Annotated in this window: 11 protein-coding genes and 3 pseudogenes; 11 read left to right on the top strand and 3 right to left on the bottom strand. The window is 68.8% G+C overall.

Translation table 11 applies throughout. The annotated features are described in order from the left end of the window. Positions 1-213, top strand: a pseudogene (locus A9X05_RS32080) (hypothetical protein); the annotation flags it as partial. Here the strand turns inward: A9X05_RS32080 and A9X05_RS32075 are convergent. Beyond that, positions 188-463, bottom strand: a pseudogene (locus A9X05_RS32075) (AMP-binding protein); the annotation flags it as partial. The pseudogenes A9X05_RS32080 and A9X05_RS32075 sit on opposite strands and share 26 nt — an antisense overlap. A gap of 212 nt (positions 464-675) precedes the next feature. Here A9X05_RS32075 and A9X05_RS10295 point away from each other — a divergent pair. From A9X05_RS10295 to A9X05_RS10280, 4 genes and pseudogenes are all read left to right on the top strand, one after another. Continuing rightward, a pseudogene (locus A9X05_RS10295) lies at positions 676-1,758 on the top strand (AMP-binding protein); the annotation flags it as partial. A 95-nt stretch (positions 1,759-1,853) separates the two neighbouring features. Continuing rightward, positions 1,854-2,279 (top strand): nuclear transport factor 2 family protein, encoded by a 426-nt coding sequence (locus tag A9X05_RS10290; RefSeq protein ID WP_067760525.1) that lies wholly within the window; start codon positions 1,854-1,856, stop codon positions 2,277-2,279. A gap of 56 nt (positions 2,280-2,335) precedes the next feature. Then, on the top strand, positions 2,336-2,809 hold the full coding sequence (locus tag A9X05_RS10285; protein ID WP_067760598.1) for a MaoC family dehydratase N-terminal domain-containing protein: 474 nt from the start codon (positions 2,336-2,338) through the stop codon (positions 2,807-2,809). Further along, positions 2,806-3,255 carry a MaoC family dehydratase gene (locus tag A9X05_RS10280; protein WP_067781068.1) on the top strand — a complete coding sequence of 150 codons (450 nt, stop codon included), beginning with the start codon at positions 2,806-2,808 and terminating at the stop codon, positions 3,253-3,255. Before A9X05_RS10285 ends, A9X05_RS10280 begins: the two co-directional genes overlap by 4 nt. A gap of 157 nt (positions 3,256-3,412) precedes the next feature. Here the strand turns inward: A9X05_RS10280 and A9X05_RS10275 are convergent, their stop codons facing one another. Then, entirely contained in the window at positions 3,413-4,879 is a 1,467-nt protein-coding gene (locus tag A9X05_RS10275; protein ID WP_067781065.1) for an aldehyde dehydrogenase, read from the bottom strand. Between the two features lie 97 nt (positions 4,880-4,976). On the opposite strand from A9X05_RS10275, the gene A9X05_RS10270 reads away from it, so the two are divergent. Further along, the gene (locus A9X05_RS10270) at positions 4,977-6,323 is read left to right on the top strand and encodes a lipocalin-like domain-containing protein (protein ID WP_067781062.1); all 1,347 of its coding nucleotides are present in this window, start codon (positions 4,977-4,979) and stop codon (positions 6,321-6,323) included. A gap of 58 nt (positions 6,324-6,381) precedes the next feature. Here the strand turns inward: A9X05_RS10270 and A9X05_RS10265 are convergent, their stop codons facing one another. Continuing rightward, a complete protein-coding gene (locus tag A9X05_RS10265; RefSeq protein ID WP_067781059.1) occupies positions 6,382-7,530 on the bottom strand; it encodes an SRPBCC family protein in 1,149 nt (382 codons plus the stop codon). Positions 7,531-7,570: 40 nt separating this feature from the next. On the opposite strand from A9X05_RS10265, the gene A9X05_RS10260 reads away from it, so the two are divergent. The 5 genes from A9X05_RS10260 to A9X05_RS10240 all read left to right on the top strand — a co-directional run. Continuing rightward, positions 7,571-8,470 carry a MerR family transcriptional regulator gene (locus tag A9X05_RS10260; RefSeq protein WP_067760535.1) on the top strand — a complete coding sequence of 300 codons (900 nt, stop codon included), beginning with the start codon at positions 7,571-7,573 and terminating at the stop codon, positions 8,468-8,470. Positions 8,471-8,530: 60 nt separating this feature from the next. Continuing rightward, positions 8,531-9,253 (top strand): DUF1906 domain-containing protein, encoded by a 723-nt coding sequence (locus A9X05_RS10255; protein WP_067781056.1) that lies wholly within the window; start codon positions 8,531-8,533, stop codon positions 9,251-9,253. A gap of 543 nt (positions 9,254-9,796) precedes the next feature. Then, positions 9,797-19,051, top strand: a complete 9,255-nt coding sequence (locus A9X05_RS10250) for a type I polyketide synthase (protein WP_067781053.1) — start codon at positions 9,797-9,799, stop codon at positions 19,049-19,051. A 31-nt stretch (positions 19,052-19,082) separates the two neighbouring features. Further along, the gene (locus tag A9X05_RS10245) at positions 19,083-19,475 is read left to right on the top strand and encodes a holo-ACP synthase (protein ID WP_065444533.1); all 393 of its coding nucleotides are present in this window, start codon (positions 19,083-19,085) and stop codon (positions 19,473-19,475) included. 98 nt (positions 19,476-19,573) lie between these two features. Then, positions 19,574-20,374, top strand: an 801-nt coding sequence (locus A9X05_RS10240) for a M20/M25/M40 family metallo-hydrolase (protein WP_156736617.1), incomplete at its 3' end; no start/stop codon positions are given.

Genomic DNA, 20,374 nt, shown 5'->3' with positions numbered 1-20,374 from the left:
TGGGAGAACATGAAGTACCTGGAGAAGCCGAACCTGGCTCCCGAAGAGGCGCACGACTATGCGGCCCTTCGCCGGTGTGCGCCCCGGCGACCGCCGGCCCCCCGCCGCGGTTCAATGCCGCCCGGAGTGAATCATCTTGCAGCACAACGCTGGGCGCGGCGTCCAGCGCGTCGGCAACCTCGTCGACCCTGGGCCGCCGCTCGGCATCCGTGAGGATCACCTTGGCCTGCGACAACCGCAGGGCGTGCAGCAGGAAGTCTGCCTTGTTGGCGGCGTTGACGGCCGCGCTCACCGCGCCGAGGCGCGCCGCACCCAGCCAGAAGTACACCCACTCCGGGCACGTTGCGGTGAACAGCGCCACGCAGTCACGCGGGCCAACGCCGAAGTCCGCGAGCATGTTCGCCGCGGCGCAGGACCGCTGCCGCATCTGCTCGAAGGTCACCTCGACGCCGGCGATCGACATCATCACCCGGTCGGGATATTGCTCGGCGCGCCGGTCGAGCACCGCCGGCACGGTGAAATCGTCGACGCCGAAATCGGAGGGCCCTAACGGCGCGCTCCGGTCGGGGTGCATCGGCTCGCCGATTAGGCTTTCGCGGCCGCCGGATCGGGCTCACCGGCTGCGGTGTAACCGAAGTCGGACGGCGAGGCCTCGGTGCCGGGGCGCACACCGGGGCGGGGGAGGTGGGATGCCTGTTCTTCACGTCGGGCACCACCGGCCCGTCCAAAGCGGTTGCCACGACATGGCATTACCTGTTCACCGTGGCCGCGACCGTCGCGTCGGCCTGGGAACTGCGGGACGGGGAGGTGCTCTGGACGGCGATGCCGCTGTTTCACCTGAGCGCGGCTCCCAGCGTGTTGGCGCCGATGCTGTTCGGCGCGACGACCGTGCTGGCCCAGGCGTTTCACCCCGGCCAGGTGTGGGACGACATCCGTGCCCGCGGCGCCATCGGCTTCGCCGGCGCCGGTGCCATGGTGTCGATGCTGCACAACCTGCCCGCGGACCCCCGGGACGCGCAGCTGCCACTGCGATTCATCTCCGCGGCTCCGATCGACGCCAAGGCGTATCGCGACATCGAAAACCGTTACGGCTGCCGGATTGTCACGATGTACGGGATGACCGAGGCGTTCCCGATCGCCGTCAAGGCCCTGGCCGACGAGGGGGTGCCCGGGACGTCGGGGCGGCCGAATCCGAACTTCGACGTACGCATCGTCGACGAAGCCGGCGACCCGCTGTCCGCCGGTGCGGTCGGGGAGATCGCCTGCCGGGCCCGGTACCCGGGTGTGATGAGCGAAGGCTATGTCGGCGAAGGCTCACGGGTGGTTCCACACCAGGAATGGTTTCGCACCGGCGACCTCGGCCGGCTCGACACCGAAGGCAACCTGACCTACGTCGACCGCCGCAAGGATTCGTTGCGCCGGCGGGGAGAGAACGTTTCCTCGGTCGAAGTGGAGGCCGTCGTCATGAGCCATCCCGCCGTGGCCGAAGCGGCCGCGGTCGGGGTGCCCAGCTCGTTGGGCGAGGACGACATCCTGCTGGTGGTGACGTTGCGGCCCGGGACCACAGTCGATTACACCGAGCTGCTCGATTTCTGCGCGGCCCGGATGCCGTACTTCTGCGTGCCGCGATTCGTGGAGACCGTCCGCGAACTTCCGAAGAACGTCATCGGGCGGATACGCAAAGACCTGTTACGCGAGCGGGGGGTGACTCAGGAGGCGTGGGATCGTGAAGCTCAGGGCTATATCGTTAGCCGGTAGGTTACGTTAATGTTACGTAATCGTCGGAAAGTTACTTTAATGTTACGTGCGTCCGTTCGTTGGCAGTCGTTTCCCGGGAGAGTCTGGAGACCGCAATGACCATGTCCTATCAGGAACAGCAAATGCTGCAGGCCGCCACGGGTCGAGCCGCCATCCTCAACCTGAACGCCCGGCACAACCGGGCCTACTCCGACGGCGACCGCGAGCGCTGGATCGCCACGTTCCGCCACTCCGGCGCGACCTACCACCGCGACGGCGACACGTTCGACGACCTGCGTGCGGCGTTCGACGGCGGTGACGGACAACGGCTTGTCACCCTCGACCACGAAATCCGCGTCGACGGGGTCAACGCGACACAGCATTGTGTCGCCGTGCTTTTCGCCGCCATGTACGGCGACACCACGTTGCGGGCCACCGGGATCTTCCGGGACACGCTGATCTATGAGCGTGGCGGCTGGTACTTCACTTCCCGCACGCTGCAATGGGATTCGGTTCCCAGCAGGCACCCGCTCGTTATGTGAGCGGCGTGGATCTGAGTTACGAGCTGGCCTTCGGCACCTACGAAGACGCGCTGCGGATGGTCGGCGCGGCCAGCGAGCCCCGCACCGCGGCCACGGCGGTCAGCGGCGCGCGCATCCAGTTGTTCGCGGCGATGGTCCACGACCGCAATCGTTCTTATTGGGACGCCGACTTCGCGAACCGGACGTGGGGCGGGCTGCCGGCACCCCCAGCGATGTTGATGGGGTGGCTGATCCCCCCGCCGTGGCTGCCACAGGGCAGGCCGCCGGCGGCGTCCCTGGTCCTGCGGGTGCCGTTGCCCGGCACCACCTTCATCAACGCGGCCAACGACGTCGAGTTCCTGGAGCCCATCGTCGAAGGTGACGTGCTCACCGTCGTCGAGGAGCTGGTGTCGGTGTCGCCGGAGAAGCGGACGCGGCTGGGTGTCGGCCATTTCGTCGAGACGCTGGAGACCTATCGCCGCCAGGACCAGACGGTGGTGGCCACCTGCCGCAACACGTTGTTTCGGTTCACCCCGGGGGGATCGCCGTGAGCGGCGACGGCCTGGACTTCGACGCGATCACCGTTCCGGCAGACCTGCCCGAGGTGGTCGACCACATCAGCTACCAGCGAGTGGTCGAGAACGCCGGAGCGACGTGGGACTACTTCCCGGGCCACTTTGACCCGGAATATGCGCGGCGCCAGGGCAATCCGACAATCTACGTCAACACGATGCACCTCGCCGGCTTCGCCGACCGTGTCGCGACCGACTGGGCGGGCCCGAGCAGCCGCGTGGTGCGGCGCTCCTTGCGGCTGACGGGTTCGGTCTACGCCGGCGACACCATGATCGGTCGGGCACGCGCGGTGGCCAAGCGTCGCGACGACTCCGTGGACCCGCCCCGCTGTCTCGTGGACATCGAGATCCAGGTGACCAATCAGCACGGCGCGCTGTGCTGCCCGGTCGAGCTCACCCTGCAGCTGCCCGCCAGTGGCCGATGACGACGTAGCACCGCCGGGCCGCGACCCGTCATGGCGGCCGGGGACGGCGTAGCGATGGCCGCGACCATGGGACGGGTCCGGATTGTGATATCACCGGTGATATCACAAATGGCAATCGCCATATGCCCCGATCACGGGCAGGGGCACTGACGGCGGGTTATAGCGGCGGCAGCGGCCCCTTGCACACCAACGTCTGCAGCTCGACGTATTCGTCGAGCCCCTCCGGTCCGAACTCGCGTCCGATGCCCGATTGCTTGAAGCCGCCGAAGGGGGCGCCGATGTCGAGCGTGTACATGTTGATGCCGTACGTGCCGGTGCGCACCCCCGCCGCAATCTCCATGCCGTGTGCGATGTCGGAGGTCCACACGGAACCGGCCAAACCGTAGTCGGTCTCGTTGGCGATGCGTATCGCGTCGTCCTCATCGCGGTAGCGCAGCACGGTCAACACCGGGCCGAAGATCTCCTCCCGGGCGATGCGCATGTCGTTGGTGGCGTCGGCGAAGAGCGTCGGCCGCACGTACCAGCCGCGGTCCGACGGGCTGTCCTGGCCGCCGAGGACCACGCGGGCCCCCTCGGCCTGACCCGACTTGATGTAGTCCTGGACGCGGCGTTGTTGCCGTTGCGCGACAAGGGGTCCGATGTCGGTGGTGTCATCGGCCGGATCGCCGACCTGCAGGGCCGACATCATGTCGGCGAGCGCGTCGACGACCTCGTCGTGTCGCCGGTCGCTGACCAGGATGCGGGTCTGGGCGACGCAGGCCTGGCCATTGTTCATCAGGCCCGCGGTTTTCAATCCGGCGACGGTCTTGCCGATGTCGGCGTCGTCGAGAATGATCGCCGCGGATTTACCGCCCAATTCCAGGCTCACCCGCTTGAGTTGTTCGCCGCACAGAGCGGCGATGCGGCGGCCGACGGCGCTCGACCCGGTGAACGCGATCTTGTCCACACCCGGATGACGCACCAGCGCCTCGCCGATCTCGGGGCCGCCGGGCAACACCGAGACCACCCCTTCGGGCAGGTCCAGCTGCTCGATCATCTCCGCCAACCACAAAGCGTCCAGGGGAGTTTCGGGCGCGGGTTTGATGATGACGGTGCACCCGGCGATCAGCGCCGGGATCAGTTTGGGCATGATCAGGAACTGCGGCACGTTCCACGGGACGATCGCGCCGACCACCCCGACCGGGGCCCTGCGCAGGTGCACTTCGCCGAGCACGCCCTGGCGCCGTTCCTCCCACGGGAAGTCGCGCGCGGCGGCCAGCGCCAGATGGATGAGCGTCGCCGCAGCCGCCCCCTGGCCCATCCGGCTGAAGCTGCGCGGGGAGCCCATCTCGTCGGTGATCAGGTCGGCCATCTCCTCAATGTGGCCGCCGTAGATGGTGGCGAGCTGCTCGACCTTGGCCATCCGCTCGGCGTGGGACATCCGCGGCCACGGGCCGTGGTCGAAGGCGCGGCGCGCGGCGGCGACGGCCGCTTCGACGTCCTCCGGCCCGGCCACCTGGACGTGTCCGACCGGCTCTTCCGAGTGCGGGGAGATGACGGCGAGCTGTTGGGGATTGGCGGGCTTACGCCACTGCCCCCCGATGAAGAGTTCGCTGTAGGACCGGTGGTCGGCAATTGCTGTCATCGGGCACTTCCTCGACGGGTTGGGCGCGCGCACATGGCGCAGTGACCGTGATTTCGCTATTGACGCTAACATAGCGAAAAAAGCAGCGAGGCCCCATATGACCAGCGATTGGCGCAGTTACCCGTTCCAGTTGGTGCCCGGCGACAGCCAGCTGGACTTTCCCGCCGCCGAGGGCGAACACCCGGACCAGGAATCGGACACCTGGTTCATCGCCGGGCAGCTCGATGCCGCCGAGGACGACCGATCGTTTGCCTTCCTGACCATCTTCAACAAGAACCGTCCCGGCGGGACCGTGGTCGCGGACTTCTACACGCTGGCGCTGTTCGATCTCGACACCGGTGACTACGGCACCTACACGGACTACGACATGCCGCCCGCCAACATGAAGCCCGGTGCGCAGCGCAAGCTCAGCCTGGCGCCGGGTTATCTGGACATCCATTACTCCAGCGGGGCCGGCACCGCGTCGTGGACCACGTGTCGCGACGCCGACGGAGAGCTGCTGCCCTACACGTATCGCGTCAGCCTGGTCGGCGAGGATCAGTCGGGTCGTCCGATGCGCCTGGACTTAGCCGTAACGCCAACGCGCGCACCGACACCGGTGGGCGCCTCGACATACAACGGGAAGATCTGCTGCTTCGGTCAAACCGAGACCTACTCGTACTTCCAGACCGGCATGGCGATGACCGGCACGCTGCGTTGGGGCGATGTCGTCGAACAGGTTTCCGGCAGCAGCGGTCACATCGACCGGCAGTGGTTCCCGAAGTACGCGGGCGGCGGCGGGACCGGGGGAGACCCGCGGGCCCGGTCCCACGAATGGCGCACCATCAACTTCGACAACGGCGTGGACCTGAGCATCTGGCGGCAGTTTGATCGCACGAACGCCAATGCGCTGCAGCCGTTTACCGGCGTGACGATGAGTCATCCCGACCCGGCCATCCCGCCGGAGTGCGCCGAAGACGTCGAGGTGACGGTCAGCAGCTATGTGCGATGGCCGGAGGCGGTGCAGCCGTTGGTGCGGCCGCATGCGGCCGCCCGATATATGCCGGATCGCCACCGGATCACTTGCCGCACCATGCAACTCGACATCGTCGGGGAACCACTGGTGCCCGCGCCCGCGCACGGCCTGCCCATCGAATACATGGAGGGCCCGTACCGCTACAGGGGGACGCTGTGGGGCACGCCCGTGACCGGTTTCGCGTTCAACGAGCGCTCCCTGGCCCTGTATCGGGACTGGGAGCTGGTCGAGGTGCTGGCCACCACCGTCGCGAACCTCGAACCCGCCGACCGGGACCTGCAGACGGCCGCGGGCCTGCTGGTGCAGCTGTTGGCCCGGGGACGCCGACAGGAAGCGGTCGGGCTGTTGACCACGGTGCGCGCCGCCCAAAGCGACGAGTTGGCAACGCTATTGGATGACCTCGTGGCGGCGCTGACCGTCGACGATTGAGGGAGCCGCATCGAGACTGAAACCACGCACACGTTCTGCGGCATGTCGTCTGCGTGGTTTAGGTGTCGCAAACCTCGGCGAGCGCCCGGTCCCAGGCGATGTGACGATGTTGCAGCCCGGGTTCGTTGCGGCCGAACAGCAAGTGGTCGCGAACGCCCGAATCGAGGTTGGCCTGCAGGCCCTCGACGAGGCGGTAGTCCTCGTCGCGCACGGTGGCGTGGGCGTACTCGAAGACCGCCTGCGCGCCAGCCGCCACCGATTCATCGGTCAGATCCAGCGGTGTCGAATTCTGGTGCACGGTGACCGATTTCCCCGGTCGATCGCCGGGGTAGATCCGGAACAGCTCGCCGTTGGCGATGGTGACCGACAGCACGATGTTGGGGAACAGCGCGTAGATGACGACCATGTTCTGGAACGGATCCCACTGATCTTCGGGGACCTCGTCCAGCCCCAGGATCGTGTTGAGCGGGAAGATCAACCGGTGGTGCGGACCGAACGAATCGAAGACCGTGCAGTTACTGCGGGCGATCGTGGCGAAGGTCTGCTGGTGGACGGTGGCGAAATGGTAGTTCTCCGAGAAGGTGTCGACCGCGAGCTTCCAATTGATCGGGCAGTCGAGCACCTTCTCGCCCAGCGGCGACCACCGCCCGATGCCCCACGAATCGAGCTCGGAGGCAAGCGGGCCGAGGTGTGCGGCGACGTCCAGTGGAGAGCCGGGATCCATTGCGATCCAGAGGAATCCGGCGAACTCGGCAGCCGGGAGTTCGGTCAGGCCGTCGACTTTGACGCTGATGTCCGGGAACCCTTCCCGACCCGGCAGGCCGACCAAGCGCCCGGTGTTGTCGTAGGTCCACGCGTGGTACGGGCAGGTGAATCGCTTTGCGCTGCCGCATCCCGTCGCCACTTGCGACTGGCGGTGCAGGCAGACGTTGTTGAACGCCTTGACCGATCCGTCGGCCGTGCGGGTCAACAAGATGGACCGGCCCATCACCGTCTTGGTGCAATACGCGCCGGGGGAGGGTAACTCCGAGGCATAGCCGACCAACTGGGGGCTGGCCATCACCAGGGCGCGGTCCTGGACGTGGCGCTCGGTCGACGTGTATGCCCGCGCCTCGACCCGGTGCTCCTGCGGGGCGAGATCGGTGGTCCTGTCGCGCGCCAACTTCAAGGCGCGGCGGGTGAGGTCGATCAGCTGGTCGCGTTCCATCTGATCAGTACAGACCTTGCCACAGTTGTAAGGTCAAGGGGTGGCTGAGCAGTTGCTGATCGGCGACGTCACGGCCCTGACCGGGATCGCTTCCGGTCGCATCCGCCACTACGAGAAAATCGGCCTGCTGCGCGCCGAGCATCTGTCCAACGGCTACCGGGTCTTCGACGTCGAGCAGGTGCTCGACCTGTTGCGCATCGATTTGATGAGGAGTCTCGGCGTCAGCATCAACGACATCCAGCGGCTGATCGCGGGTGGGCGCACCACGTTGGCGGGTGTGCTCGATGAGCACCGCACGTTGTTGATGCGTCAGCGCGACCGGCTGGACCAGCTGATCGCGGCCATCGATCGCTCCCGTGCCGCCACCGATTGTCCCGCCGAAGACGTCAACGAGGACATCCTGCGCAGGCTCGCGACCACCCACCGCGACAGCATCGGGGTCATCGGGCGGCTCAGCGCGCCGCTGTCCGAGCCCGTCGCCGCCATGTACGCAGACCTGTTCGAGGAGTGGGACCTGCCGGTTCCGGTGCTCTTCGGGCAGATGGTCCTGCCGGCGGCGGCCAGCACCCTGCTGGCGAAACTGGCCGAGACGCCGGGGCGCCAGGTGTTGTTCGATCGATTGCGTGACCTCGCCGGCGAGGTCATCAAGTTGGCCGACGACGGCGCGGCCACGGAGCTCGCCCGGCGTTGGATCGACAACCAGCTCGCCGACCCACTGCCCGACGACGTGGTGTGCGTGCTGCGGGGAGTGCAACCGTCACTCGAGCGCGACCCCGTCATCGTCCAGGGCTTCCGGGCCTGGGCGGGATCGATCAACCCGGCGGCCGCACACTTCCTCGACGAGATCGCCCGACAGACCGCCGGCCGCGGCCTTGACGGCGTGAGCGTCATCGTGCTGCCCACGGCGGCGTCGCCCCAAACCCAGGATGCGGCACCGTGATGCAGATGTGACCAGTGTGGTCAATGTGTCGGATGGGGTTACTGTCGTACCCTGTCGCTTGTGTCATCGGTTTCGCGGCGCGACCTCCTCAGACTGGCGGCCGCGACCCCGGCCTTGGTGGGCCTGGGCGTCGCGGGCGCGTCGCTGGGCGCCACACCGGCGTCGGCGTCGCTCGGCACCCTCTTGGACTACGCGGCCGGCGTCATCCCAGCCAGTCAGATCCGGGCCGCCGGTGCCGCGGGCTCGATCAGGTACGTATCGGACCGGCGACCCGGCGGCAACTGGATGCTGGGCAAGCCGATCCAGGTCGCCGAGGCGCGTGACCTCAACAGCAACGGGCTGAAGATCGTCTCCTGTTATCAGTACGGGAAGGGTGACACCGCCGATTGGCTCGGCGGGGCCAGCGCCGGGCTCCAGCACGCGCAGCGCGGGATGCAACTGCACGCCGCCGCCGGCGGCCCCGCCAGCGCACCGATCTACGCCTCCATCGACGACGACCCCTCTTACGACCAGTACAAACAGCTGATCGCGCCCTACCTGCGGTCCTGGGAGTCGGTGATCGGTCATCAGCGCACAGGTGTGTACGCCAATTCGAAGACCATCGACTGGGCGCTGCACGACGGTCTGGGCTCGTACTTCTGGCAGCACAACTGGGGGTCACCCAAGGGATTCGCCCACCCGGCCGCCCATTTGCATCAGGTCGAGATCGACAAACGCAGCGTCGGCGGCGTCGGGGTGGACATCAACGAAATCCTCAAGTCGCAATTCGGCCAGTGGGCCTAGCCGCCGGGTTTCCGTCACCCGCCACCGTCGGGCCGCGAGTCTTAGAGATCCCAGCAAACACTCGTTCGCTCATTTCTGGCGGCGGCGGGCGCGGATGCCGCCCGCGCGACGCGGCCGAGGCGGGATCGACGCGGCTCGACGGCTCGAAATTTTTACATAACGATTACATAACAAAACTGCTTTGATCAGCGCAGTTATAGCTACTCGACCGTAACCACCTGCACGCAGCGGGTTTGTTCGCGGGGCCCGCGCCGCCGATTCAGACCGGTGTTACCCACGACACGGTTACCCATGCGTAGAACTCACCAGTAACCAATCACCACGCGAAACGGGGGTCGATCCTTATGACACTCTTAGTACAGCCGATGCAGTCCGCCGCGCCGCTCCACCCATGCGGACGGCCCGCCGACAACACACCGGTCAGACGGATTTTCGGTCGCGATTCGATGCGGAATCGACGGACTCTCTCGAGTTCCTGTCCCCTTCGGACCGGCTGAAAGCACTGATACGTAAGACGTACATGACGCATTGAGGGAGATAGACGTGACGATCCACGAGCACGACCGGGTGTCCGCCGATCGCGACGGGAAAGGCCCCCACGCACCTGCCGGGGACACCCATGCTCTGGTCGACCGTCTGACGGCAGGCGAGCCGTACGCCGTCGCATTCGGGGGCCAGGGCAGCGCCTGGCTGGAAACCCTGGAAGAACTGGTGTCGTCGGCCGGGATCGAGGCCGACCTGGCAACGCTGGTCGGTGAGGTGGAGCTGCTGCTCGAGCCGGTGGCCAAAGAGCTCGTGGTGGTGCGCCCGATCGGTTTCGAGCCGCTCACCTGGGTGCGGGCGCTCGCGGCCGAGGACCCCGTCCCGTCGGACAAGCACCTGACGTCGGCCGCGGTGTCGATTCCCGGCGTGCTGCTCACTCAGATCGCCGCCGTGCGCGCGCTGGCGCGCCAAGGCATGGATTTGAACGACACCCCGCCGGTGGCCGTCGCGGGGCATTCGCAAGGGGTGCTCGCGGTCGAGGCGCTCAAGGCCGCCGGTACCCGCGACGCCGAACTGCTGGCGATGGCCCAGCTGATCGGCGCGGCCGGGACGCTGGTGGCCCGTCGGCGCGGAATCTCCGTGCTCGGCGACCGCCCACCGATGGTGTCGGTGACCAACGCCGACCCCGAGCGCATCGGCCGCCTGCTCGACGAGTTCGCGCAGGACGTCCGCACCGTGTTGCCGCCGGTGCTGTCGATTCGCAACGGCCGGCGCTCGGTCGTCATCACCGGCACCCCCGAACAGCTGTCCCGGTTCGAGCTGTACTGCCAGCAGATCTCCGAAAAGGAAGAGGCCGACCGCAAGAACAAGCTTCGCGGTGGGGACGTCTTCGCACCGGTCTTCGACCCGGTGCAGGTGGAGGTCGGCTTCCACACGCCCCGGTTGGCCGACGGCATCGACATCGTCGGCGGCTGGGCCGAAAAGGTGGGGCTCGACGTCGCGCTGGCGCGCGAGCTGACCGAGTCCATCCTGGTGCGCCGCGTCGACTGGGTCGAGGAGATCGGCCGGGTGCACGACGCCGGTGCGCGCTGGATCCTCGACCTGGGGCCCGGTGACATCCTGACCCGGCTGACCGCGCCGGTGATCCGGGGCCTGGGTGTGGGCATCGTGCCCGCCGCGACCCGCGGCGGGCAGCGCAACCTTTTCACCGTCGGGGCCGTCCCCGAGGTGGCGCGGGCGTGGTCGACGTACGCCCCCACGGTGGTGAGCCTTCCCGACGGCCGGGTCAAGCTCTCGACGAAGTTCACCCGGTTGACCGGACGCTCGCCGATCCTGCTCGCGGGCATGACCCCGACGACCGTGGACGCCAAGATCGTCGCCGCCGCAGCCAACGCGGGGCACTGGGCCGAGCTGGCCGGCGGTGGGCAGGTCACCGAGGAGATCTTCGCCGCACGCGTCGATGAGCTCGCAACGCTGCTCGAGCCGGGCCGCACCTATCAGTTCAACGCGTTGTTCCTCGACCCGTACCTATGGAAGCTGCAGGTCGGCGGAAAGCGGTTGGTGCAGAAGGCGCGTCAGTCCGGTGCGGCGATCGATGGCCTCGTCATCAGTGCCGGCATCCCCGACCTCGAGGACGCCGTGGAGCTGATCGAGGAGCTGAACGACGTCGGCATCAGCCACGTCGTGTTCAAGCCCGGCACGGTCGAGCAGATCCGCTCGGTCATCCGGATCGCGACCGAAGTGCCCACCAAGCCGGTGATCATGCACATCGAGGGTGGGCGCGCCGGCGGCCACCACTCCTGGGAAGACCTCGACGACCTGTTGCTGGCAACGTATTCCGAGCTGCGGTCGCGCCCCAACATCACCGTCTGCGTCGGCGGTGGAATCGGCACGCCCGAGCGGGCGGCCGAATACCTGTCCGGGCGCTGGGCGCAGGCGTACGGCTTCCCGCTGATGCCGATCGACGGCATCCTGGTGGGCACCGCGGCGATGGCGGCCAAGGAGGCCACCACGTCGCCGTCGGTCAAGCGGATGCTGGTCGAGACGCAGGGCACCGACCAGTGGGTGGGCGCCGGAAAAGCCGTGGGCGGCATGGCTTCCAGCCGCAGCCAGCTGGGCGCCGACATCCACGAGATCGACAACAGCGCTTCGCGGTGCGGGCGGCTCCTCGACGAGGTCGCCGGTGACGCGGAGGCCGTCGCGGCTCGCCGCGACGAGATCATCGCGGCGATGGCCAACACGGCCAAGCCGTACTTCGGCGACGTCGCCGGCATGACCTACCTGCAGTGGCTGCAGCGCTACGTCGAGCTCGCCATCGGGGAGGGCAACTCCACCGCCGACACCGCCGCACCGGGCAGCCCGTGGCTGGCCGACACCTGGCGCGACCGGTTCCAGCAGATGCTGCAACGCGCCGAAGCCCGTTTGCACGCAAACGATTCCGGACCCATCGAGACGCTGTTCAACGATGCGGCCCTGCTGGAAAGGCCTGACGACGCGATCGCCGCGCTGCTTGCCCACTACCCCGACGCCGACACCGTGCAGCTGCACCCGGCGGACGTCCCCTTCTTCGTCACCCTGTGCAAGACGCTGGGCAAGCCGGTCAACTTCGTGCCGGTCATCGACAAGGACGTGCGGCGCTGGTGGCGCAGCGACTCGCTGTGGCAGGCGCACGACGCCCGCTACGACGCCGACCAGGTGTGCATCATCCCGGGCACCGCGGCCGTGGCCGGCATCACCCGGATGGACGAACCGGTCGGTGAGTTGCTGGACCGCTTCGAGCAGGCCGCCATCGACGAGGTGCTCTCCTCCAACGGGCGGCCCCGGGCCGTCGCGTCGCGTCGGCTGGGCCGCCCGGACGTCACCGGCCCGCTGGCCGTCGTGCTGGACGCCCCCGACGTGCAGTGGGCCGGCCGCACCGCGACCAACCCGGTCCACCGGATCGCCGACCCCGGCGATTGGCTCGTGCACGACGGGCCCGAAAGTCGCCGCGCCACACACTCATTCACCGGCGCGCGGCTCGAGGTCGACGGCGATCGGGTGATGCTCAGCGTCCCGATCTCTGGAACCTGGATCGACATCCCGTTCACCCTGCCGCCCAACACCGTCGACGGCGGCACCCCCGTGGTGTCCACCGAGGACGCCGCCACCGCCATGCGCGCCGTGCTGGCGATCGCCGCCGGTGTCGACGGGCCGGAATTCCTGCCCGCGGTCGTCGACGGCACGGCCGCCGTGACGGTGGACTGGGACCCCGAGCGGGTCGCCGACCACACCGGGGTCACCGCCACCTTCGGCGAGCCGCTCGCTCCCGGCCTCACCACCGTGCCCGACGCGCTCGTCGGCCTGTGCTGGCCCGCGGTTTTCGCGGCGATCGGCTCGGCGGTCACCGACGCCGGCGTGCCGGTCGTCGAGGGCCTGCTGAGCCTCGTGCACCTGGACCACGCCGCCCATGTGGTCGGCGCGCTGCCCAAGGTGGAGGCCGAATTGGCAATCAGCGCAACGGCTTCCCCGGCCGTCGACACCGACATGGGCCGAGTGGTCAGGGTCGCGGTGACGATCGCCGGCGCCGACGGCGCGACCATCGCCCGTCTCGACGAGCGCTTTGCGATCCTCGGTCGCACCGGCGCCGCCGAGCTCACCGACCCGGTGCGGGCCGGCGGTGCGGTGTCGGAGAACGCGACCGACACCCCGCGCCGCCGCCGCCGCGACGTGCGGCTGACCGCCCCGGTCGACATGCGACCGTTCGCGGTGGTGTCCGGCGACCACAACCCGATCCACACCGACCGGGCGGCCGCCCTGCTGGCCGGCCTGGAATCGCCGATCGTGCATGGGATGTGGTTGTCGGCCGCGGCGCAGCACGCGGTGACCGCCACCGACGGCCAGGCGCGCCCGCCGGCCCGGCTGATCGGCTGGACCGCCCGATTCCTGGGCATGGTGCGTCCCGGCGACGAGGTCGACTTCCGCGTCGAGCGCGTCGGAATCGACCAGGGTGCAGAGGTTTTGGAGGTCGCGGCGCGCATCGGGTCCGATCTGGTGATGTCGGCGACGGCGCGCCTGGCCGCCCCGCACACGGTGTACGCCTTCCCGGGTCAGGGCATTCAGCACAAGGGCATGGGCATGGACGTCCGCGCCCGCTCGAAGGCCGCCCGCAAGGTGTGGGACAAGGCGGACAAGTTCACCCGCGACACGCTGGGCTTCTCGGTGCTGCACGTGGTGCGCGACAACCCGACCAGCATCATCGCCAGCGGCGTGCACTACAACCACCCCGAGGGGGTGCTGTACCTGACGCAGTTCACCCAGGTCGCGATGGCGACCGTCGCGGCGGCCCAGGTCGCCGAGATGCGGGAGCAAGGCGCTTTCGTCGAAGGCGCGATCGCCTGCGGCCACTCGGTCGGCGAGTACACCGCGCTGGCCTGCGTCACCGGCATCTACGAACTGGAAGCGTTGCTGGAGACGGTGTTTCACCGGGGTTCGAAGATGCACGACATCGTGCCCCGCGACGAGCTGGGCCGCTCGAACTACCGGCTGGCCGCCATCCGCCCGTCGCAGATCGACCTACCCGACGACGAGGTCCCCGGCTTCGTGGCCGGAATCGCCGAGCGCACCGGCGAATTCCTGGAGATCGTGAACTTCAACCTGCGCGGTTCGCAGTACGCGATCGCAGGCACGGTCCGCGGCCTCGAGGAGCTGGAGGCCGAGGTGGAGCGGCGCCGCGAGCTCACCGGTGGCAAGCGTTCGTTCATCCTGGTGCCCGGCATCGACGTGCCCTTCCACTCGCGGGTGCTGCGCGTCGGGGTGGCGGAGTTCCGCCGCTCGCTGGAACGCGTCATGCCGCGCGACAAGAATCCCGACGTCATCATCGGGCGCTACATCCCGAACCTGGTGCCCCGCCCGTTCACCCTCGACCGCGACTTCATCCAGGAGATCCGCGATCTGGTGCCCGCCGAGCCGCTCGACGCGATCCTGGCCGACTACGACACCTGGCTGGCCGAGCGCCGGAACGAGATGGCGCGCATCGTCTTGATCGAGCTGCTGGCCTGGCAGTTCGCCAGCCCCGTGCGTTGGATCGAAACCCAGGACCTGCTTTTCACCGAGGAGGCCGCGGGCGGCCTGGGCGTGGAGCGGTTCGTCGAGATCGGTGTGAAGTCCGCGCCGACCGTCGCCGGACTGGCCACCAACACCCTCAAGTTGCCCGAATATGCCCACAGCACAGTCGAAGTGCTCAACGCCGAGCGCGACGCCGCGGTGCTGTTCGCCACCGACACCGACCCCGAGCCGGAGCCCGACGCCGACGAGCCGGCCGCCGATTCCGACGCTGCCGCGTCGGACGGTGGGCCCAACCCCAATGTCGCCCCAGTCGTCGCTGCGGCTCCCGCCGCAGCTCCGTCCGGTGCTCCGAGGCCCGATGACATCGGGTTCGACGCCGCCGACGCCACCCTGGCGTTGATCGCGCTGTCGGCCAAGATGCGCATCGACCAGATCGAGGAGCTCGACTCCATCGAGTCGATCACCGACGGCGCCTCGTCGCGGCGCAACCAGTTGCTGGTCGACCTCGGGTCGGAGTTGAACCTGGGCGCCATCGACGGCGCCGCCGAGGCCGACCTGGCCGGCCTGCGGTCGCAGGTCACCAAGCTGGCCCGTACCTACAAGCCTTTCGGCCCAGTGCTTTCCGACGCGATCAACGACCAACTGCGCACCGTGCTTGGGCCCTCCGGCAAGCGGCCCGCCGCGATCGCCGAGCGTGTCAAGAAGACGTGGGAGCTCGGCGACGGCTGGGCCAAGCACGTCACGGTCGAAGTCGCGCTGGGCACCCGCGAGGGCACCAGCGTTCGCGGGGGCGCCATGGGACACCTGCACGAGGGCGCGCTGGCCGACGCCGCGTCGGTCGACAAGGTCGTCGACGCCGCGGTCGCTTCCGTGGCCGCGCGCCGCGGGATCGCGGTGGCGCTGCCCTCTTCGGGAGGCGGTGGTGGTGCGACCGTCGACGCGGCCGCGCTGAGCGAATTCACCGACCAGATCACCGGTCGCGACGGTGTGCTCGCCTCGGCGGCCCGCCTGATCCTGGGCCAGCTCGGCCACGACAACCCGGTGAGCGCGCCGCCGGCCGCCACCGACGCCGAGCTCATCGACCTGGTGACCGCCGAGCTCGGCGCGGACTGGCCGCGTTTGGTGGCACCGGCTTTCGACGCCAAGAAGGCCGTCGTGTTCGACGACCGGTGGGCCAGTGCCCGTGAGGACTTGGTCAAGCTCTGGCTGGCCGACGAGGGTGAGATCGACGCCCAGTGGAAGAGCCTGTCCGAACGGTTCGAGGGCGCGGGCCACGTCGTCGCGACCCAGGCCACCTGGTGGCAGGGCAAATCGCTGGCCGCCGGTCGCCAGATCCACGCCTCGCTGTACGGCCGCATCGCGGCCGGCGCCGAGAACCCCGACCCCGGCCCGTACCGCAGCGAAGTCGCCGTCGTGACGGGCGCTTCCAAGGGTTCGATCGCCGCGTCGGTCGTCGCGCGACTGCTCGACGGCGGAGCCACTGTCATCGCCACGACGTCCAAACTCGACGACGAGCGGCTGGCGTTCTACCGCGGGCTCTACCGCGACCACGCCCGGTACGGTGCGGCGCTGTGGGTGGTCGCCGCCAACATGGCGTCCTACTCCGACATCGACGCGCTGGCGGAATGGATCGGCACCGAGCAGACCGAAAGCCTTGGGCCGCAATCCATTCACATCAAGGACGCGCAGACACCGACGCTGCTCTTCCCGTTCGCGGCGCCGCGTGTCGCCGGGGACCTGTCGGAGGCGGGTTCGCGCTCCGAGATGGAGATGAAGGTTCTGCTCTGGGCGGTGCAGCGGTTGATCGGTGGGCTATCCAAGATCGGTGCCGAGCGCGACATCGCGTCGCGGCTGCACGTGGTGCTGCCCGGTTCGCCCAACCGCGGCATGTTCGGTGGCGACGGCGCCTACGGCGAGGCCAAGTCGGCGCTGGACGCGGTGGTGAGTCGCTGGCACGCCGAATCCTCGTGGGCCGCGAGGGTCAGCCTCGCGCACGCGCTGATCGGCTGGACCCGCGGCACCGGGCTGATGGGCCACAACGACGCCATCGTCGAGGCCGTCGAGGAGGCCGGTGTCACCACGTATTCCACCGAGCAGATGGCGGCCATGCTGCTGGGTCTCTGCGACGTCGAGTCCAAGGTGGCGGCGGCCGGCGCGCCGATCAAGGCCGACCTGACCGGCGGCCTTGCCGAGGCCAACCTCGACATGGCCGAACTGGCCGCCAAGGCGCGCGAACAGGCCACGTCGGGCGATCAGGTCGCGGATGACGTTGCGGCGGAAGGCACCATCGCCGCGCTGCCGTCCCCGCCGCGAGGCTTCAAGCCGGCGCCGCCGCCCGAATGGGCCGACCTGGACGTCGACCCCGCCGACCTGGTGGTGATCGTCGGCGGCGCCGAGATCGGTCCCTACGGTTCGTCGCGCACCCGGTTCGAGATGGAAGTCGACAACGAGCTGTCGGCGGCGGGCGTCCTCGAGCTGGCCTGGACCACCGGGCTGGTCCGGTGGGAGGACGACCCGCAACCCGGTTGGTATGACACCGAATCCGGAGACCTGGTCGACGAGACCGAACTGGTCGAGCGCTACCACGACATCGTGGTCGAGCGGGTGGGCATCCGCGAGTTCGTCGACGACGGCGCGATCGATCCCGATCACGCATCGCCGCTGCTGGTGTCGGTGTTCCTGGAAAAGGACTTCTCCTTCGTGGTGTCCTCGGAGGCCGACGCTCGCGCCTTCGTCGAATTCGACCCCGAGCACACGATCGTGCGGCCGGTGCCCGACTCCAGCGACTGGCAGGTGATCCGCAAGGCCGGCACCGAGATTCGGGTCCCGCGCAAGACCAAGCTGTCGCGGGTCGTCGGCGCGCAGGTCCCCACCGGATTCGATCCGACCGTGTTCGGCATCAGCCAGGACATGGCTAGCTCGACCGACCGGGTGGCGTTGTGGAACATCGTCGCGACCGTCGACGCATTCCTGTCGTCGGGATTCACCCCGACCGAGTTGATGCGATGGGTGCACCCGGGCCTGGTCGCCAGCACCCAGGGCACCGGAATGGGCGGCATGACGTCGATGCAGACGATGTATCACGGCAACCTGCTCGGCCGGAACAAGCCGAACGACATCCTGCAGGAAGTGCTGCCGAATGTGGTTGCCGCGCACGTCATTCAGAGCTATGTGGGTAGCTACGGCGCGATGATTCACCCGGTAGGCGCGTGCGCGACCGCGGCGGTGTCGGTCGAGGAGGGCGTCGACAAGATCCGCCTCGGCAAGGCCGAACTGGTGGTCGCCGGCGGCTTCGACGACCTGACGCTGGAAGCCATCATCGGCTTCGGTGACATGGCCGCCACCGCGGACACGTCCATGATGCGGGGCCGGGGCATCCACGACTCGAAGTTCTCCCGGCCCAACGACCGGCGCCGGCTCGGCTTCGTCGAGGCGCAGGGCGGCGGCACCATCCTGCTCGCCCGGGGCGACCTGGCGCTCAAGATGGGCCTGCCGGTGTTGGCCGTGGTGGCCTACGCGCAGTCGTTCGCCGACGGCGTGCACAGCTCGATCCCGGCCCCGGGCCTGGGTGCGCTGGGCGCCGGCCGCGGCGGCAGGGACTCGCAGTTGGCGCGGGCGCTCGGCAAGCTCGGCGTCGGTGCCGACGACATCGCGGTGATCTCCAAGCACGACACCTCGACGCTGGCCAACGATCCCAACGAGACCGAGCTGCACGAGCGGCTGGCCGACTCGCTGGGCCGCTCCGAGGGCGCACCGCTGTTCGTGGTGTCGCAGAAGAGCCTCACCGGCCACGCCAAGGGCGGCGCGGCGGTGTTCCAGATGATGGGCCTGTGCCAGATGCTGCGCGACGGGGTGATCCCGCCGAACCGCAGCCTGGACTGCGTCGACGACGAGCTGGCCGGCTCGGCGCACTTCGTGTGGGTGCGCGAGACGCTGCGGCTGGGCGAGAAGTTCCCGCTCAAGGCGGGGCTGCTGACCAGCCTCGGGTTCGGCCACGTGTCGGGGCTGGTGGCGCTGGTGCACCCGCAGGCGTTCATCGCGTCGCTGGATGCCGATCAGCGCGCGGACTACCAGCGGCGTGCGGAGGCGCGGCTGCTCGCCGGTCAGCGCCGGTTGGTCTCGGCCATCGCCGGCGGCGCGCCGATGTACGAGCGGCCGGCGGACCGTCGTTTCAGCCATGACGCACCGGAGAAGCGCCAGGAGGCGGCGATGCTGCTGGACCCGGCGTCTCGGCTCGGTGAGGGCGAGGCGTACGAGGTCTCGCCCGGATGACGTCAACTACCGTCCGTTAGCCTGGCGTCCCATGGGAATTGTCGGTGTGGGGATCGACGTCGTCTCCATCCCTGATTTCGCCGAGCAGGTCGACCAGCCGGGAACCGTCTTCTCCGAGACGTTCACTCCGGGTGAGCGCCGCGATGCCTCGGACAAGAGTTCGTCGGCGGCGCGCCACCTGGCGGCACGGTGGGCTGCGAAGGAGGCGGTGATCAAGGCCTGGTCGGGGTCCCGGTTCGCCCAGCGGCCCGTGCTCCCGGAGGACATCCACCGGGACATCGAGGTGGTCACCGACATGTGGGGCCGGCCCCGGGTGCGGCTCAGCGGCGACATCGCCAAGCACCTGGCCGACGTGACGATCCACGTGTCACTGACACACGAGGGAGACACCGCGGCCGCGGTGGCGATCCTGGAGACGACCTGACGCCTCTCGCGAGCAGATGCAAAGTCGCATCTGCCGCGGAGGATTCATGCGACTTTGCGTCTGCTGGGCCGGGAAAGTGGGGGACTAGCCTCGAGATCATGAGCGATCTGGTGGAACGCGTCCGCGAGCTGTTGCCGTCGGTGCGCCGCGACCTCGAGGACCTGATCCGCATCGAGTCGGTGTGGGCCGACCCGGGCCGCCGCGACGAGGTGCATCGCAGCGCGCGGTCGGTGGCGGAGCTGTTGTCGCAGGCCGGTTTTGGCGATGTGCGGGTCGTCAGCGAGGGTGGGGCGCCCGCGGTCATCGCGCGACACCCCGCGCCGCCGGGCGCGCCGACCGTGCTGCTGTACGCCCACCACGACGTGCAGCCCGAAGGCGACACCGGCCAGTGGGCGTCACCGCCCTTTGAGCCCACCGAACGTGACGGGCGGCTCTACGGCCGTGGTAGCGCCGACGACAAGGCTGGTATCGCAACGCATTTGGCGGCGTTCCGGGCGCACGGCGGCCGGCCCCCGGTTGGCGTGACCGTATTCGTCGAGGGCGAGGAGGAATCCGGCTCGCCGTCCTTGGGCCGGTTGCTCGCCGCCCACCGCGACGCGCTGTCCGCCGACGTCATCGTCATCGCCGACTCCGACAACTGGAGCACCGGCGTTCCGGCGCTGACGGTTTCGTTGCGCGGCCTCGTCGACTGCGTGGTCGAGGTCGCCACGCTCGATCACGGCCTGCACTCCGGTATCTGGGGTGGCGTGGTGCCCGACGCGGTGAGCGTCCTGGTGCGGCTGCTGGCGAGCCTGCACGATGACGACGGCAACGTGGCCGTCGCCGGCCTGCACGAAAGCACCGCCGCCGCCGTGGATTACCCGCCCGAGCGGGTGCGCGCCGACTCCGGGCTGCTGGAC

Source organism: Mycobacterium sp. E3298 (genome assembly GCF_001666895.1).
GTDB lineage: Bacteria > Actinomycetota > Actinomycetes > Mycobacteriales > Mycobacteriaceae > Mycobacterium.
This window is presented reverse-complemented; position numbering and strand designations above follow the sequence as displayed.

What these genes read in the sequence shown, in the direction of transcription:
- A9X05_RS10290 (WP_067760525.1), top strand. Translation starts at nt 1,854, where the DNA reads ATGACCATGTCCTATCAGGAACAGCAAATGCTGCAGGCCGCCACGGGT.
- A9X05_RS10285 (WP_067760598.1), top strand. Translation starts at nt 2,336, where the DNA reads ATGGTCGGCGCGGCCAGCGAGCCCCGCACCGCGGCCACGGCGGTCAGC.
- A9X05_RS10275 (WP_067781065.1), bottom strand. Translation starts at nt 4,879, where the DNA reads ATGACAGCAATTGCCGACCACCGGTCCTACAGCGAACTCTTCATCGGG.
- A9X05_RS10270 (WP_067781062.1), top strand. Translation starts at nt 4,977, where the DNA reads ATGACCAGCGATTGGCGCAGTTACCCGTTCCAGTTGGTGCCCGGCGAC.
- A9X05_RS10265 (WP_067781059.1), bottom strand. Translation starts at nt 7,530, where the DNA reads ATGGAACGCGACCAGCTGATCGACCTCACCCGCCGCGCCTTGAAGTTG.
- A9X05_RS10245 (WP_065444533.1), top strand. Translation starts at nt 19,083, where the DNA reads ATGGGAATTGTCGGTGTGGGGATCGACGTCGTCTCCATCCCTGATTTC.